This window comes from Pantoea sp. EEL5, assembly GCF_049892805.1.
Taxonomy (GTDB): Bacteria; Pseudomonadota; Gammaproteobacteria; order Enterobacterales; family Enterobacteriaceae; genus Pantoea; species Pantoea ananatis.
Genome location: NZ_JBNDNJ010000001.1, coordinates 1,943,908 through 1,960,315 on the forward strand (window position 1 = coordinate 1,943,908; position 16,408 = coordinate 1,960,315).

Genomic DNA, 16,408 nt, shown 5'->3' on the forward strand with positions numbered 1-16,408 from the left:
TGAAGGCCATAAACTCAGCCATAAAAGGTGTCCCATGAGGCACATCAAAAGTGAGCGTCTTCAGCCCTTACACCAACGCCAGCCAGCTTTGTTTAATCTGTTTACCGTCAAACTTCAGCGCGGTTTGCTGGGTTTTTTCGCTCATGGCATAGAACAGTGCATCGTCGCTGGCCAGTTGTTCCATCCGCGCCAGAAATTCGCTTTTCTTGTTCATCGGCACCAGGAAACCGTCTTCGCCGTGATTAATAATCTCCTGTGGACCTGTCGGACAGTCGTAGGCCACCACCGGCAGCGACCAGGATTTGGCTTCCAGCAGCACCAGCGGCAAACCTTCGTAACGGGAGGTCATCAGCGCCATATCGCTGTCGCGGTAGTAATCGTTGATATTGCTGACCTTACCGACGAACTTCACGCTGGAGGTAATGCCCAGCACGGCTGCCTGATCCTGTAGTTGCTGGCGCAACTCACCGTCGCCGGCAATCACCAGCGTCCAGTCAGGATGTGCTCTGGAAAAGTCACGCCAGATATCCAGTAACAGGTCGAACCCTTTCTGATTGTCCAGACGGCCCACCGCCAGCGCCTGACGATGGCGCGTGGTACGGTGCCAGGATTTGTACACCACCGGATTAGGAATGGCCTGACTGGGGATGTGCCAGCGCTGAAAGACCTGATGATCTTTATCCGTCAGGACAATGACGCGGTCGTAGAAGCGCAGTAGCAGGAACTTGAGGAACTTAATGGGTTTACTGAAGGAGTTGATGGCAACGTGCTCACAGGCATAGGCCTTGAAGCGCTTCTTTTTCAGCGTCATCAGGTTCCAGAAAGCAAACATCACGCTCAGACGGCCCATGCTGATTAAAAACACGGTGTCGAAGCCTTCCTGCTGAATACGCGCCACGGCACGTTTGATGGGGTTACTTTCACCTTCGAAGCTGACGATCTGCTTGACCTTGTCGAAAGGGTAAAAGGGTTCGCCGTGCCCCTCCAGTGAGTAGATGGTGACCTCATGTGCATCACCAAGACATTCCGACATAAAGTTACAGATATTTTCGGTGCCCGCATACGAGTAAGCGTCTTTGATCACCAGGACGATTTTTTTCATGAAACGTTATCCACCTCAAATTTATACACAATCCTGCCGATCGGCTTAACGGTGTTTCAGGCTAAACAGCACACCATTCACCATATACCAAGCGTAATAGTAATAGATTTTTAACGGATTGTTTTTATAGATAATTCTTAATAGTTCGAGGTGCCATTTGGCGGCTTTGTTTTTATTACGCGACAGGGAATTCCCTAACTCGTAATAATTCACCAGAATACTCTGAATTACGCGGGCCTGTTTGTAGCGATTAAAGAGTTCGTAGAGGAAAAGGAAGTCTTCGTGACCTTTTCGCTCAAATAAAATCCCGCCTGGCGGACGGCGGAAACAGACGGATGAGAAGCACACCCGATACTGCTTTTTGACATAGCTGTCCTGCTTAAGGTAAGGCTTTGTATAGCGAATATCGTGGTCAGCTTTGCGGGTTTTGTAATGGTATTCCGTGATGACCAGATTGTCCCCATCGGCGATAGCCTGCATCTGCTGGCGAAGCTTATCACTGTGCCATTCGTCATCGCTGTCAAGAAAAGCGATCACCTCTTCTTGCGAAGCACGTAATCCCACATTGCGGGTTTCGGCCGCGCCCATATTGACCGCATTGTCGAGAATCGTAATACGCGGATCCTGGCACTGCTCGCGCACCCACGCGAGTGAATCATCGGTGGATTTATCGTTGATCAGATACAGGTGCCAGTCCTGATAGGTTTGATTGATGACGGACTGTACAGCGCGTAATACCGTCTCGCGGGCATTATACATAGGCATGACAATGCCGACGGTACCAGAGTGATTATTCATTTTCATACCTGAATAAATAAAATAGACGGGGCCACCAGATAACCTTCCGGTAGCGTTAAAACGTCACGACATTCAATAGAATCAGGAGAGTGCCTTTTCGCCACCCAACCGCGCTTTCAGTTTGTCTTTCACGCGGTTCAGGAAGTAAGTGCGATTATCTTTATTGGTGAGCAGGAAGTAGCGCGCGAAGCTGACGCTCGCCATCAGCGAGTTACCGTCCATTTTGTAGCGCAGGGGCAGCTTGAATGCTTTGTAGGTGTGAATATCTCGTGCGGTAAGGTGCGGTTTCATCGTATCCAGCCAGAACAGGGAGTACTTGACCGATTCACCTTTGTGTTTGGAGCCAAACTTCGTCACCAGGTGGTAGTTGGCCAGCGGGGCGGCGATCATTTCAAACCGGTAACCCATGCGGTCGGCACGGATGCAGAAGTCATAGTCCTGATGGCGGATAAAACGCGCATCGAACTGAATTTTAGCGGCATCTTCGCGCTTCAGCACGATGGTGCTGGTTTGAATAAAGCCATAACAGCCAAACAGATACTCTGCGACAGTTTCATTTTTTGCCGGAGGCTGCATCGGCATAACCTTCAGGAACGCACCGTCCTGATAGATATTTACCTGGCTGAAGATAATGGTATTGTGCTGACCCTGCGCCTCTAGCTCCGCAATCTTTTCACTGACCTGCAGAAGCTTGTCGGCATGCCACTCGTCATCGGCATCCAGAAAACTGACATAGTCGCCCGTTGCCAGCTCAATGCCTTTGTTACGCGCGCCGGCACCGTTGAGTTTAACCTCAGACAAGACCAGATTGATGTCCAGGTCCTGATAGCGCTCACTGCGCACCACTTCCGCCAGCGCGGCGGCATCGGCAGATTTGTCATCCACGATGATGACTTCGAAATGGCGATACGTTTGTGCTTTAACGCAATCCAGCGTCGTGACAATCGATTCTGACGCGTTATAAGCCGGAATTACGATGGAGAAACGAATGTCCTTCATTGCCAGCACCTCATTAAAGTATTCAAAAATAAACAATTCAATCGACAAACGCCGAAGAAAAACCTGTGTTGTTACAGGCGACCGCCCCGCGAAGTGAAGCCGTTCACTGGGGGCGCGCCGCCGGGTCCGTTACCGAATCAGCCAGAACTCCTGGGCCACTTCGTACCCTACAACCGCCTGCTTGGTTGAGATGGTGTTGTAGTAGAGGTAATAGAGCAGGAAGAAAAACAGCATGCCAAACAGCGCCGGCTTCCAGACGCGTCTGGCCTGATAGATAAGCGAGGTCAGAATGATGGGTTCAACCTGTTGCAAATAGTTGGAAAGACGCGAACCTGACGGGAAGTTATACAGGAAGATGCGGATCGCCCCGCCGATAGCAAAACTTAAAATCAGCAAGTAGTTCAGACGATACTGGGCATAGTTTTCGCGCTTCAGTTCTTCAGTCAGCATGAAATAGAAGAAAATAAACACCAGCATGATGTTCTTCAGGTTCGAGACTGACAGGATGCTGCCATCCATTGCATAGGAGGGATCGTTGTTATAGCCCGATGCCCTTTCCCCCAGCGATCCGAGGTGTCCGGCAATCAGGGCGATGAAGCTTGAACCCCCGACGACCGAGAGCGGCAGGCTGACAACGATGATCACCACCGGCCACCAGCGCCAGTCACGAATAAACAGGAAAGGCACCAGCGTTATCACCATAACGGCGGTGTTGTGACTCATGAACGACAGGATAAAAAAGGTAAAGGCCCACCAGTAACGCTTCAGGTAGATCGTCCACAGCACGCCGAGGAACAGGGCGGAGCTTAAGCCAAAACGTATCTGGTTGATGTCTTTGTTAATAAAGATGTGCGCCGAATACAGCGCCAGCGCCAGTACCGGATAAGGCGACATCTTTCTGAAAAAGAAGGCGTTAATGGATACCGCAATCGCACAGAAGACGAACAGAAACACGCTGGCGTTATGCGAAAACAGACTCGTTATCCACGCCATCGCAAAAATCAGCGGTTCGTAGCGGAAAAACGCGACGGTATTGAAAAAACCGTTGATCTGAATGCGCCGTACAAAGTCCTCAAAGAAACTGCGGTACTGGAAGTCATCCATGCCGGTGCCGAGGCCACGAATCCCCCCGAATACGATCAGAATAATAGCCGCAAAGCACAGCAGCCAGGTCAAAATATAATTTGTGCGTTCGTCTTTTTTCACCAGGATTTCGAACAGCGAAATCAGCAGCAAAAACCCTGATATATACCAATATGGAGCCATGGTGTGATTCCTTAAATCCACAAGTTCTCATGCCAACAGTGGCCAGTGCTGATTACCTTCCGGGTTGATCTCTCAGCAGGTCTGCGCCGACATCGCGACAGACAAAAGCGTGTTGATGATGAATTCTGATGATTGACGTTAGATCGTCGCTTATTGTGCGTTGTATCCAGAATCACCTGTGCAAATCGTTACGTGTCGTTATCTTGAGCCAGGGATCAAAAGGGGCGGTCAAACCCGCCCCTTTTCTTTCAGCTCTTAGCTTTTCGTTGGTTTACCGTACTCGTAGTCGTAGTAGTCATAACCATAACCGTACGAGTTAGCCGCTTTACGTACCACGGCGTTCAGGATAACCCCTTTGATTTCGATACCGTTCTGCGCGAAGCGTTTGAAGCTGACATCCACTTCTTTTGTGGTGTTGGTTTCAAAACGCGCCACCATCAGCGAGGTACCGGCCAACTTACCGATGATGGACGCATCCGTTACGGCCAGAATCGGCGGTGTATCAATCAGGACTAAATCATAGTTTTTGCTTGCCCACTCCAGCAGCTCACCCATGCGGCGGTGCATCAACAGCTCTGACGGGTTCGGTGGAACCTGTCCGCGCGGCAGGAAATCAAAACCGTATGGCCCTTGCTGAATCATGGTCGGCGTAAACTCGGTTTTGCCAGACAGGACGTTAGACAGACCGGATTTATTGTCCGCCCCCAGCAGTTCGTGGGTGTAACCGCGGCGCATGTCACCATCGATAAACAACACCTTCTGACCGGCCTTGGCCACCAGGGTAGCGAGGTTAACGCAGATAAAGGTTTTACCAATACCCGGGCTGGCGCCGGTGATCATCAGAATGTTGTTTTTCGCTTCCATCATGGCGAAGTGCAGGCTGGTACGCAGGCTACGAATCGCTTCAATAGAGAGGTCGGTTGGATTACCCAGAGCCAACAGCGTCTCATGCGGATCGGTTTTGCCTTTGTGACCGCGACGCGCCAGTGCTTCGGTATCCTTCTTACGCTGCCACTCAGAGAGCGGTACGCTGGCATAGACGTTCATGCCCAGCTCTTCCAGCTGTTCCGGGTTTTCGATTCCGTGATGCAACAGCGCTTTAAGCAGAACCACACCGACGGACACCATCAGCCCCAGAATCAGGCTGGCTGCGATGATCAGCAGCTTTTTCGGCGCAACCGGCGAGTTTGCCGTGGCGGCCTGATCGATGATGCGAACATCACCTACGGTGCTGGCCTTACTGATGCTCAGCTCTTGCTGACGATTCAGTAACTGCATGTAGATTTCCTGGCCTGACTGCACATCGCGGGTCAGACGCAGAATCTCCTGCTGAGTTTTCGGCATCTGCGCAATTTTCTTGTTCAGCTGCGCCTGCTCATCTTCCAGCGTTTTACGCTTTTCTAACAGGGCTCGATAGGTAGGGTGATCTTTGGTGAACAGCTGCGAAACTTCGGCTTCGCGGAACGTCAGCTCGTTAAGCTGGCTCTGCACGCTAACGGATGAATCCAACGCAGACTTAGCTTCAAGCGACAGGTCAACGGACTCGTTCTCACGGCGGAAGGCGTTAAGTTTGTCTTCCGCCTGATCCAGTTTGCCACGCACTTCCGGCAGTTGCTGTTTCAGGAACTCCAGGCTTTTCTCGGCCTGTTCGGATTTACGCTGCACGTTCTGCAACAGGTAGTTATTCACGATCTGGTTCAGAACTTTGCTGATCTGCTCCTGATCTTCACCCACATACTGCAGTCCCAGTACGCCGGTGTCTTTCCCTTTGTCTGCAACGGTCAGGTTAGACAGGATGCTGTTAATTGCCTGCAGATCGTTGAGTTTGGTGACGGTAAACGTGGTGCCCGGCTCCGCATTGATATCGCTGACCAGCATGCTCACATCGCCGTGTTTTTCGAACTGCCCCACTTTGCCTTTGAACAGCTCATCGCCATCGGCAGAAACGGTATAGCTGTCTTTACCCGTAACCTCGAGCTCAACACTGCGCTTCTCGATCGTACGCGGAATCTCCAGACGGGAGATCGCAACATTGCCAGGCTTGTTGCCCATCAGGCGCGACAGACCTTTGCCGATAACCGGGAAATAGTTCTGTGAAACCACTGCATCCAGGCCAAGATCCTGAACGGTTTTTCCCAGCACCATGCGTGATTCAAGAATCTGGATTTCGGTATCCGATGCTGGCGTCGTGGGCATCAGCGTCTGTAATTCATTCAGGACGGTGCTGGTATTCTTCTGCTCCACCTGAACCATGGCATCGGCGCTATAAATAGGCGTCGCAAACAGTGTGTAGAGCGTTGCTACCAGCATGAAAAAAGCGGTGACAGCGACGATAACCCAACGGTGATCAATAAGCTGTCCCACAAGATGCGCCAGATCCCACCCATTCGATTCCTCGCGCGGCGCGGTCATGACTTTGTTTTTTATATTCATGGATAATCCCAACTATCGGCTTAGTACGCTGACCCATTTCTGAGTGGCGTGTTCCAGTAACCCGTAAACCTCTTCAAAGGCCTCACGGCTTTTTCTGTACGGATCCGCAATTTCCTTCTGATTGAGCCAGTGCCCAAGCAGCATCGTTTTGCCGCGTGCAGCCGGATCGATGCGGTTTACCTGTTCAATGTGGCGCTTTTCCATCACCAGAATCAGGTCATACTCCCGGCACAGGCTGGCCGTTAGCTGCTGAGCCTCATGACCTTCCAGCGATAAGCCTTTTTCGGCTGCCACCTCCGTCGCCGTTTTATCCGCCGCGTGCCCAACCAGGGCGCCGAGTCCGGCGGAGGCCACAGGCAGGTGCGGCAGCGCGCGTTTGAACAGGCGCTCTCCCGTAGGAGAGCGGCAGATGTTGCCTACGCAGACGACTAACACGGACTTAATCATGGCGAAACCTTAGTTCGACCAGTTGCGGATGCGCTGTGCAGCCTGCGTCGCATCGTTAACACCGGCTATGGTTGGTATCAACTGCGATATCACGCGGTTCCAACGCGTCAGCGGCGTCGATGTCACGTAGACGATATCGTAAGGTTCAAGTTGGAATTCGGTACCCATCACCATGGATGCCGCATCTTTGGTATTCAGCTGGTAGATATTGGCGATTTTGCTGCGATCGGAGCCGCGCGTCGGTCGGATAACAAAGACCCCGGTCGCGTCGGACGTGGTTTGATCCATGCCTGCCGCATTACCCAGCGCTTCAGCCAGGGTCATACCGCTGCGGTCCATTTTCAGGGTGGCCTGCTGTTTCACTTCGCCCATGACAAACACTTTCAGGTCGTCATTACGCGGCACATACAGGATGTCACCCGGATAAAGCAGGTGGTTCTGGCTCAGATCGCCGTTCTGCATCAGGGCCTGCAGTGACACGCGCTGCTCACGGCCGTTGTGGGTCAGGATAACGTTGCGCCAGTCTGCGTCCGCCGCTAAGCCGCCCGCTGCGTTAATCGCATCCAGGATGGTCAGCGGTACGTTGGTGATAGGCTGCTGGCCTGAGGTCGTCACGGCACCGGTCACGTAAGTCTTCTGTGACTTAAACGAGGCAATGCTGACGTCAACCTGGGGGCTTTCGATGTACTGCGCCAGACGACGCGCCACTTCATTACGCACGTCACCTACGGTACGGCCGGCAACACGGACGCGGCCGATGTAAGGATAGAAAATCGTGCCGTCAGAATGGACCCAGTTACCGGTGTCACTGGCGCTACGGTACTGACCGGCAGGCGTGGTGAGTTCGGGGTGATCCCACACGGTGACGGTGAGAACATCACCGATGCCGATGCGGTATTCGTAGTTCTGAATTTCGGTTTGTAACGACGGATTAGCCTGTGCCACAAGTGGCTTAGGACGCATTTTCTCCACCAGGCCTGGCGTTAACGGATAAACGTTAACGTACTTGTCGATGTCAAAATTGCTGTCCTGCTGCTCAATGACATCTTTTCCCGAAGTGGATAAATTTTGCCCCGGCACGACAGTACACCCGGCCATAAAAGTTGCAGATACCAGAACAGGTATCATCTTCATTTTCATTGTAATCATTTAGATCTTCGCTATCAGTTAATGTTTGATAGAGGCGAATACGCCGCTGTGTAAGCGCTCGAAAAAAGTAAGCTATCCTGACTCAGGCCCTGAACATGTCGTTCATTATTCTTAGCTCCTGTCTTGTACCCATCACGCGCTTTACCCGGAACGGAATAAAGCAAAGCAGAACATTTCGGTTTATCAATGCCGTACCGATTTTTTTTAGAGAAATCTGCCCGCCGGAACCTGAAGTGGCACTTCGGCGCGCGGCTGACAGAAGCTCTTTTGCGGCTAGTAAGCACCATCACGTTTCAAAACCACACCCACGGTTTTGAACAAAATTGCAATGTCGTTCCACAGCGACCAGTTTTTTACATACCATGAGTCGAAGTAGACGCGCGTTTCATAATCCACATCGTTACGGCCGCTCACCTGCCACAATCCGGTCATACCCGGTTTTGCCATCAGGTAGTAATCGACATCGCCCGCATAACGCGCCAGTTCGTCTTCAATAACCGGGCGCGGCCCGACCAGGCTCATGTCGCCGCGTACGACGTTCCACAACTGCGGCAGCTCATCAAGGCTGGTTTTACGAATAAAGTGACCGACTTTAGTAATACGGGGATCGTTTTTGAGTTTAAAATCTTTATCCCATTCAGCACGGGCAACCGGATCGGTTCGCAAGACTTCCTCAAGCACTTCTTTCGAGTTGATCACCATTGAACGGAACTTAAGGCATTTAAATTTACGCCCGTTCAGGCCGACGCGTTCGTGACCATAAATAGGCGGCCCGCCATCACGTCCCACCAGGAATCCCAGCACTAGCAGCGCCGGTAACAGCATCAAAATGATGGAGAGTGCCCCGAAGATATCGAACGTGCGCTTCAGGAAGCGTGAGGTACGTTTGGCCAGGTTATTCTGAACACGCAGGATCATGACTTCATGGCTGAAGATATAAGCCATGTCAGTGCCGTACAGCGGCACCCCACGTAAGGTAGGAATCACTGAAACAGAGCGGCAGTTATGCATCGCCAGCGATTTCAGCCACATGTCACGATACTGACTTTGCTCAAACTCAACCGCCACAATGAACTGGGTTTCACTGTTAGTGAGCCTCCACAGCGCCTGCTCGTCGCGCAGCACCGGAATACCCGAAATCAGCTCTTGTGGGCAGGATCCGTCCACGTCATAGAAGGCAATAACCTCAAAGCCCATAACCTCTTCGCTTTGCAGAGCCTCCCACGCTTCCTGGGCATTTTTATTGCTGCCAATAATGATGGTCTGCTTCTTCCACAGGCCGTATTTATTCAGCAGGCGTTTGGACAGTGCGCGGCACACCGGCATTGCCACCAGGGCGATAAGCCACGTTAACAGCCAGACAAAGCGCGACATCTGCCATTGAGACAGGGCCGTGATCGACAGTTCAATGACGGAAAAAATGAGAATGGTACGAAAAATTTCTTTTAATTCGAACCAAAACGGTTTGCGGTAGGTGTAATGGCGCAGTCTGACCCAAAACCAGCCCACGCAAATTACTGACAGACAGATGTGTGTAGCAACTTTTAAATTAAATTCCCGATCAGACATATCCGATAACAGTGAAGGAGATGTCATATTAATTAGCATCATCGCGATAAATAATGCCGCGTTGAAACATATTAAATCAGAACAAGCCAATAATAATTTGGTGATAAGACTTTTAAACGTAAATTCATTATCGCGCATATTTAACTCTTTATTTTATTTCCTTAACCCACCACACCAGACGCTTAAGTAACCAGCATTGTCTCTTAAGCCCGAGCGTTTCTGAGGGGAGCTCCTGCGGCATTTACGCCATTGTCATTGACTATGAAACCAATAATACCGTGCACAATACCAACAGATTACTCTGACTTTATCAGCAATGTGCTGATTAAATATCAAACCGAAGCGGTGACGCAGACACGCTACCGCCCTTGGCTGTCGCTGCCAATACCGCCCTGATAACCTCTGTTTCTCCCTGCGCCGCGCGCGATTGCGCACAAAGCGTCCTTGTGCAGAATGCGTTGACATTCTGCTGCGTACCGAGGCGGTTGATTGCGCAAATTACAGATTCGGGCGCAGGCGTTGTCTAACTCGTTGCTATACTAGTTATTACTGGCATGTTTACAAGTAGACCCCGCCATCCCCGGACTATTTTAGGAAAAAGACTACCAGTAATAAGTATTGAAGCCGCTCATTTTCAGCTTTCAGGTAGGAAAAAATCAGATTTATTCCATGTTCGCACCAGGAATAATCGCATAAGAAATTCCTCTGAATGAGAAATACGGTGACATTAATCTGCAACCTTTATGCGCTACCTTCACTGCCGCATTAATCAATCTGCTGAAGAATTATCCTGTAATTAATGTATGGGCTATTCAATTAAATCGTAAAGACCCTGTAAGCTCGCTATTTGTCCCAAGGCCATCTCTCCACTATCATCAGACAAAGCTTATTTTTAGACATTCAGGTGAATAAAGCATGCTGGAGGTATTGGCCGATCCCTCGCTATGGGCAGGATTAGTAACGCTAATCGTTCTTGAACTGGTACTGGGTATCGATAACCTGGTCTTTATCGCTATTCTGGTCGAGAAGCTGCCGGCAGCCGCACGCGACCGCGCGCGGGTGATTGGCCTGCTGATGGCGCTGGTGTGCCGACTGCTGCTGTTAGCCTCCCTGTCCTGGTTGGTCACGCTGACGCAGCCATTGATTACGCTGGCTAATCACGCTTTCAGCGCGCGCGACCTGCTGCTGCTGTTTGGCGGACTGTTTTTGCTGTTCAAAGCGACAACCGAATTGAACGAACGGCTCGAAGGCCAGGACGAGGAGAACGCTCAACAAAAAGGCGGCGCTAAATTCTGGCCTGTCGTGGCGCAGATCGTGGTGCTGGACGCGATTTTTTCGCTGGATGCGGTGATTACTGCCGTGGGTATGGTCAACGACCTGCCGGTCATGATGGTGGCAGTTACCGTGGCGATTTTATTGATGCTGCTCGCCAGTAAACCCCTTACCCGTTTCGTCAACAGTCACCCGACCATCGTTATTCTGTGCCTGAGCTTTTTACTGATGATTGGCTTTAGTCTGGTGGCTGAAGGCTTTGGCTTTGTTATTCCTAAAGGCTATCTCTATGCGGCGATCGGTTTCTCCGTGCTAATCGAAGCCCTGAACCAGCTGGCACAGTTTAACCGGCGCAAGGTGCTGTCGGCGGGTCGTCCGTTACGCCAGCGCACCGCCGAAGCGGTATTACGTCTGTTACGCGGCGAAGCCGAACAGGCGGAACTGGATGCAAAAACCTCGTCAATGATTGCCGATGGAGAGGCTGTCGCGCTGTTTAATCGCCAGGAGCGCGTGATGATCGCCAGAGTGATGGGGCTTGGGCAGCGTCATGTCAACACCATCATGACGACGCGTCACGATGTTCAGCACATTGATTTAAGCGACGATCCGGCGGAGATCATGGCTAACCTTGATCGTAATCAGCATACGCGCATCGTTATTACGGACAACAGCAAAGAGCCGCTCGGCATTGTGCATGTTAACGATCTGCTCCATCAGTCACTGCATCACCACTCCCTTGATTTACGCAGCCTGATTCGTCAGCCCCTGGTGTTCCACGAGCACATCACCTTGTTACAAGCGCTGGAGCTGTTTCGTCAGGGTCACACACATTTTGCATTTGTGGTCGATGAGTTTGGTTCGGTAGAGGGCGTGGTCACGTTGAGCGACTTAATGGAAACCATTGCGGGAAATCTGCCAAATGAAGCAGGCGAAACCGATGCCCGCTATGATATCCAGCCTAATGGGTCGGGTGGCTGGATTGCCAATGGCCAAATGCCGCTGGAGGATCTGGCGATGTACGTGACGTTACCGCTGGATGAGAAGCGTAATTATCATACGCTGGCCGGATTAGTGATGGATCGCCTGCAGAATATTCCCCAGGAAGGTGAAGAGATCCTCCTGGGGGATTACCGCTTACGTACTCTGCAGGTTGAACAGCACCGGGTTCAGAAGGTTGAAATTCTGCCGCAGCCTGACATGCAACAGCATGCCGCGCCTTAAGGGCGTGCCGAATCTGGCTGCGTGGCGTTATTTCCTTTTAATTGCTGACGATCAAGCCATTGATTCAGGCGCGATTTCGCCTCATTCTGCAGCTTCTCGCGCAGCATATCGTCAACCGGCAGCGTATATTGCGGATTCTCCCAACTGCCGTAAAGGCGAAACGGGATCACCTGATCGGATAAGGCCGCAACCAGTTTTTCATCCCCGTGCCAGCCGCTCAGCGTCAGGCCCAATGTAACGTCTAATTGCTGCTGCACCATGTTGACGCTCCCATCGCCACGTAACGTCAGCTGCTTGCTTTCGCCGCTGAGATGGTTAAAGGACAGGAGGCCGTTCTTCAGCGCAAGCTGACCGCTGATGTGATCGATTCCCTGTCCCAATACCTGATCGTCGCTGCTAACGCGATCGCTCACGCGCGCCACCGCGCGACGGACCATCTGCTGTAAGTCGATTTGCGCCAGTTTCAGATGGCTCACACGGACATCCGCCTTGCCCTGCCAGCTCTGTTTCGCATCCTCAAGGGTGAGGTTATCACCGGCCAACTCGCCGTTAAGATCAAGGGTTCCCTGCAGCGACTGAGGCAGTGCCAACGCCTTCAGTAAAGGCTGAAGATCAACCTGACTCAACACGGGTTTGAAACTGACGTGCGTAACGGGCTGACGAATATCAATGCTGCCGGGAACGGAGAAACGCCCCTGCCCCACCGTTCCTGACAAGGTATTAAATGTCATCAGTCCCTGTTGGTTAACCGCATCCACAGCCAGTTTTGAGAGCGTAAGACCTCGCCAGACCGCGCTGTCCGCCTGCAGTTTTATGTCCAGATCGATATCGTTGAGCGGCGAGTCCGCATTGGTGGGTTCGCGCTGGTCTGCAATCACCGGCGCAGGGGCAATCTGGCTGCTTTGTCCACTCACCTGCTGAGTTAACGAAGAGATAAAAAGCAGGTTATCCATATCCAGTGAGGTCGCATGAAGATCCAGAGACAGCTTTTGCGGAGCCGTAAGATCGCCCTGCGCGCTGCCGCTGAGAACACTGTCGTTGGCGTTAAGCTTAAGATCGGACAGGGCAACGGTATTTCTGTCGCCATTCCAGTTTCCCTGGAAGCTCAGCGTACCTTTAATGCCCTGCGGTGGCAGGCTGGCCCCGGACAACGCGTAATCCAGTTGTTCGAGCTGACCACTGAGCTGATGGGGATACTGCGATTTATCAAATTGCCCCTTCAGATTGATCATCGCCGTGCGCTGGTTGCGTGTCAGGCTGGTGCTGAGATTGACAGTTGCCAGGCTCGACTGATCCTGCTCCATATTCAGGTTGAGATTACGGAAGGTGAACGCATCGCCGCCAGGCTGTTGCCAGATAAACAGGCTGTCCATCAGCTGGAGTTTGCCGATATCGAAAGACCATCGGTCTGAAGATGCAGGCTCGCTGTTGTGCGGACCGCGCGGGGCATTTTGCGGTACCTGCGCCGTGCTGTCTGGCGTGACCCGCACCACCGCGTTTTTCAGCATCACCTGGCTCACGCTCAGCTGATGTGATAGCAAGGGCAGAAGATTCACATCCAGCCGCATATTGTCTGCAGAGACCACGGGCTGGGCTGCACCGGGCGCGGTCAGGCTCATGCGCCCGGCCAGAATGCTGAGTTTAGGCCAGACGTGCCAACGCAAATCGCCATTGATAGTGAGTTGATAACCGCTGCGCTGTTCGACCTGTTGCACCATATAGCTGCGAAAGTCGTTGGGGTTGACCAGCATAACCAGGGCTGTTAATCCCGCTACGACCACCACCAGTAAGATGGCCAGCGTGGTTATCACTCTTCTCATCACATCCTCATGAATTAATCTTTGTCGATACGACTGGCATCAGCACCCTGCTGGCCACGATATTTAGCATTTTCACGGCGATTATAAGGACGCGCGGCAGGTCCCGAAAGCGGTTCAAAGCTTAGCGCACCAATCAGCATTCCCGGGCGCAGTGCCAGAGGCAGTTTGCCAGAATTATAGAACTCCAGCACGATACGGCCCTGCCAGCCCGGATCGATACGATGCGCGGTCACGTGGACCATCAGGCCCAGGCGGGCAAGCGAGGAGCGCCCGTCCAGCCAGCCAACCAGATCGTCGGGAATGGTCACAGATTCCAGCGTTACCGCCAGGGCCAGCTCGCCGGGATGGAGAAAGAATGCTTCTCCCTCGGGGAGAACGATCTCATCACTCATCACGCGATCCAGGGCCGCGCTCACTTCGTGCTTCGGCCCGCTCAGATCAATAAACGCGGCGGTATGTCCGCTGAATGTCCGGAACTGATTGCCTAAACGTACGTCGACCGTTGCACCGTTGATCCGTTCCACCGGTGGCCGTGGCGTGATCGCCAGTTTCCCGCTATCCAGCCAGGCTTCAATATCGCGGTCGCATAATCTCATTACGGTAACTCCATGAAGTAAGTGTAGCGAACAGGCGGCATCTGTGCTTTTAACCTGCTCGCGTCACGTCCTTTGAGACGTAAACTACTCGAAGAACTGGTTAATTTTGGCTTTAAGAATATCAATAGCAATACGGTTTTTACCACCGCGCGGCACAATGATATCTGCGTACTGTTTAGAGGGTTCAATGAACTGCAAAAACATGGGGCGGACCGTTTTCTGATACTGACTCATGACGGAATCCATTGAACGCCCCCGTTCATTGACATCACGTTTCATACGTCGCATCAGGCAAATGTCGAGCGGCGTGTCCACGAAGATGGAGAAGTTCAGTTCCTGGCGCAGACGCGCATCGGTTAACAGGAGAATGCCTTCAAGAATAATGACTTTTTTAGGCTTAATTTGCAGCGTTTCCTGAGTACGCGTGTGCTCAACATAGCTGTAAACGGGCAACTCAATGTCCTGCCCTGCCTTTACCGCACGTAAGTGCTGCAATAACAAATCATGATCCATCGCGCTGGGATGGTCATAATTGGTTTTAACCCTCTCTTCCATGGTGAGGTGACTTTGATCTTTGTAATAGGCATCTTCAGGGATAACGCCGATGTGCTCATCGCCGACCTGGTCGCGAATTTCACGATAGAGCGTACTGGCGATTAAACTTTTACCGGATGCAGATGCACCTGCAATGCCAACGATCACGCACTGATGGGACTTGTCAGTCATACTTTTAAAAACCTGATACTGGAGCCAGAAACTGTACGCAAACTGCGCACCCAGTTAATGGGGCTGAACGGAGAGGGTGAGTTGGCGCTCAGTATAGGGATTTCGGCCTTTTGATGCCAGAGAAATGGCACCGCCCCCCTTTTCAGACTTTCCCCTTTTAACCTGAAAGGTTTCACCGATAAACTAGCCGCTTCACACAGAACAACGCCGCACAGCACCTGTCGGGCTCGGTATAGCCGATGAATAAGGGCATTTTGCTCAAGAAGAAGAAAGGAAGATTATGCTCTGGAAGACCCTCACCTATTTTGGTGACAGCATGTTATTGATTCCCACGGCGGTGATTATTGCCCTGATTTTACCGTGGAAAAGCGATAACCATCGCGCCCTGTGGTACTGGCTTCTGGCCTTTGGCCTGGCCGGGCTGGTGGTCAGCGTGTCAAAAATACTGTTTCTTGGCTTTGGTATTGGCAGCGCACGCTTTAACTTCACGGGATTTAGCGGCCACAGCGCGATGTCAGCGACCCTGTGGCCGGTTATGCTTTGGTTAATTTCAGGGCGCTGCTCAAGCCTGTGGCGCGGCCTGGCGATTGGCGTGGGCTATGTGATTCCCTTAATGGTTGGCGTTTCGCGCCTGGTTATCCATGCGCATTCCGTCAGCGAGGTCATTACCGGTCTGCTGCTGGGCTTTACGCTGAGTACCGCGTTTTTACTTTCCCAGCGCGAGACGGCACTTAAAGGGTTCAGCTTGCCGCAAATCGCCGCTGCGCTGCTGGTGCCGGTTCTGCTGCTGGGTCACGGTCGGATTGCCACCACACAACAGTTCCTGGCGCAGTTTTCTGCCCGTCTGGCTGGCATGGAAAAACCTTACACCCGGGCCGATCTTTTCCGGGAATAATGCACATGGTGGCTCGTGCTTCCGCGAGCCATTCAATCCAACGAATAACGCAATTTAATGATTTCCCCCCTGTTTTTTCTATCAAATGTGCTAGCATTCTTCGAATGACAATGGC

The 16,408-nt window shown here is 52.0% G+C and carries 13 protein-coding genes; 2 read left to right on the forward strand and 11 right to left on the reverse strand.

Going from position 1 to position 16,408, the window contains the following annotated elements:
- Positions 1-67: 67 nt before the first annotated feature.
- From ACPXSQ_RS09245 to wbaP, 8 genes are all read right to left on the reverse strand, one after another.
- On the reverse strand, positions 68-1,102 hold the full coding sequence (locus tag ACPXSQ_RS09245; RefSeq protein ID WP_014605451.1) for a glycosyltransferase family 4 protein: 1,035 nt from the start codon (positions 1,100-1,102) through the stop codon (positions 68-70).
- Between the two features lie 45 nt (positions 1,103-1,147).
- On the reverse strand, positions 1,148-1,900 hold the full coding sequence (locus ACPXSQ_RS09250; protein WP_014605450.1) for a glycosyltransferase family 2 protein: 753 nt from the start codon (positions 1,898-1,900) through the stop codon (positions 1,148-1,150).
- Between the two features lie 81 nt (positions 1,901-1,981).
- Entirely contained in the window at positions 1,982-2,899 is a 918-nt protein-coding gene (locus ACPXSQ_RS09255) for a glycosyltransferase family 2 protein (RefSeq protein WP_014594081.1), read from the reverse strand.
- 129 nt (positions 2,900-3,028) lie between these two features.
- On the reverse strand, positions 3,029-4,165 hold the full coding sequence (locus tag ACPXSQ_RS09260; protein WP_014594082.1) for an EpsG family protein: 1,137 nt from the start codon (positions 4,163-4,165) through the stop codon (positions 3,029-3,031).
- A gap of 255 nt (positions 4,166-4,420) precedes the next feature.
- Positions 4,421-6,598, reverse strand: a complete 2,178-nt coding sequence (gene wzc / locus ACPXSQ_RS09265) for a tyrosine-protein kinase Wzc (protein ID WP_014594083.1) — start codon at positions 6,596-6,598, stop codon at positions 4,421-4,423.
- 12 nt (positions 6,599-6,610) lie between these two features.
- Positions 6,611-7,045: a protein-tyrosine-phosphatase gene (locus ACPXSQ_RS09270; RefSeq protein ID WP_013026383.1), complete on the reverse strand. Its 435-nt coding sequence runs from the start codon at positions 7,043-7,045 to the stop codon at positions 6,611-6,613.
- Positions 7,046-7,054: 9 nt separating this feature from the next.
- Positions 7,055-8,194, reverse strand: a complete 1,140-nt coding sequence (locus ACPXSQ_RS09275; RefSeq protein ID WP_013026384.1) for a polysaccharide export protein — start codon at positions 8,192-8,194, stop codon at positions 7,055-7,057.
- A 273-nt stretch (positions 8,195-8,467) separates the two neighbouring features.
- On the reverse strand, positions 8,468-9,901 hold the full coding sequence (wbaP, locus tag ACPXSQ_RS09280) for an undecaprenyl-phosphate galactose phosphotransferase WbaP (RefSeq protein ID WP_013026385.1): 1,434 nt from the start codon (positions 9,899-9,901) through the stop codon (positions 8,468-8,470).
- Between the two features lie 777 nt (positions 9,902-10,678).
- Here wbaP and ACPXSQ_RS09285 point away from each other — a divergent pair.
- Positions 10,679-12,256 carry a TerC family protein gene (locus tag ACPXSQ_RS09285; RefSeq protein ID WP_014605448.1) on the forward strand — a complete coding sequence of 526 codons (1,578 nt, stop codon included), beginning with the start codon at positions 10,679-10,681 and terminating at the stop codon, positions 12,254-12,256.
- On the opposite strand, the gene asmA is transcribed toward ACPXSQ_RS09285, so the two are convergent.
- The 3 genes from asmA to udk form a co-directional block, all read right to left on the reverse strand.
- The gene (asmA, locus tag ACPXSQ_RS09290; RefSeq protein WP_028715326.1) at positions 12,253-14,076 is read right to left on the reverse strand and encodes an outer membrane assembly protein AsmA; all 1,824 of its coding nucleotides are present in this window, start codon (positions 14,074-14,076) and stop codon (positions 12,253-12,255) included. The two genes, ACPXSQ_RS09285 and asmA, sit on opposite strands and share 4 nt — an antisense overlap.
- 14 nt (positions 14,077-14,090) lie before the next feature.
- The gene (gene dcd / locus ACPXSQ_RS09295; RefSeq protein ID WP_013026388.1) at positions 14,091-14,672 is read right to left on the reverse strand and encodes a dCTP deaminase; all 582 of its coding nucleotides are present in this window, start codon (positions 14,670-14,672) and stop codon (positions 14,091-14,093) included.
- Between the two features lie 84 nt (positions 14,673-14,756).
- Positions 14,757-15,398 (reverse strand): uridine kinase, encoded by a 642-nt coding sequence (gene udk, locus ACPXSQ_RS09300; protein WP_013026389.1) that lies wholly within the window; start codon positions 15,396-15,398, stop codon positions 14,757-14,759.
- A gap of 280 nt (positions 15,399-15,678) precedes the next feature.
- Between udk and ACPXSQ_RS09305 the strand changes: the two genes are divergently transcribed.
- Positions 15,679-16,293 (forward strand): phosphatase PAP2 family protein, encoded by a 615-nt coding sequence (locus ACPXSQ_RS09305; RefSeq protein WP_028715327.1) that lies wholly within the window; start codon positions 15,679-15,681, stop codon positions 16,291-16,293.
- Positions 16,294-16,408 lie beyond the last annotated feature (115 nt).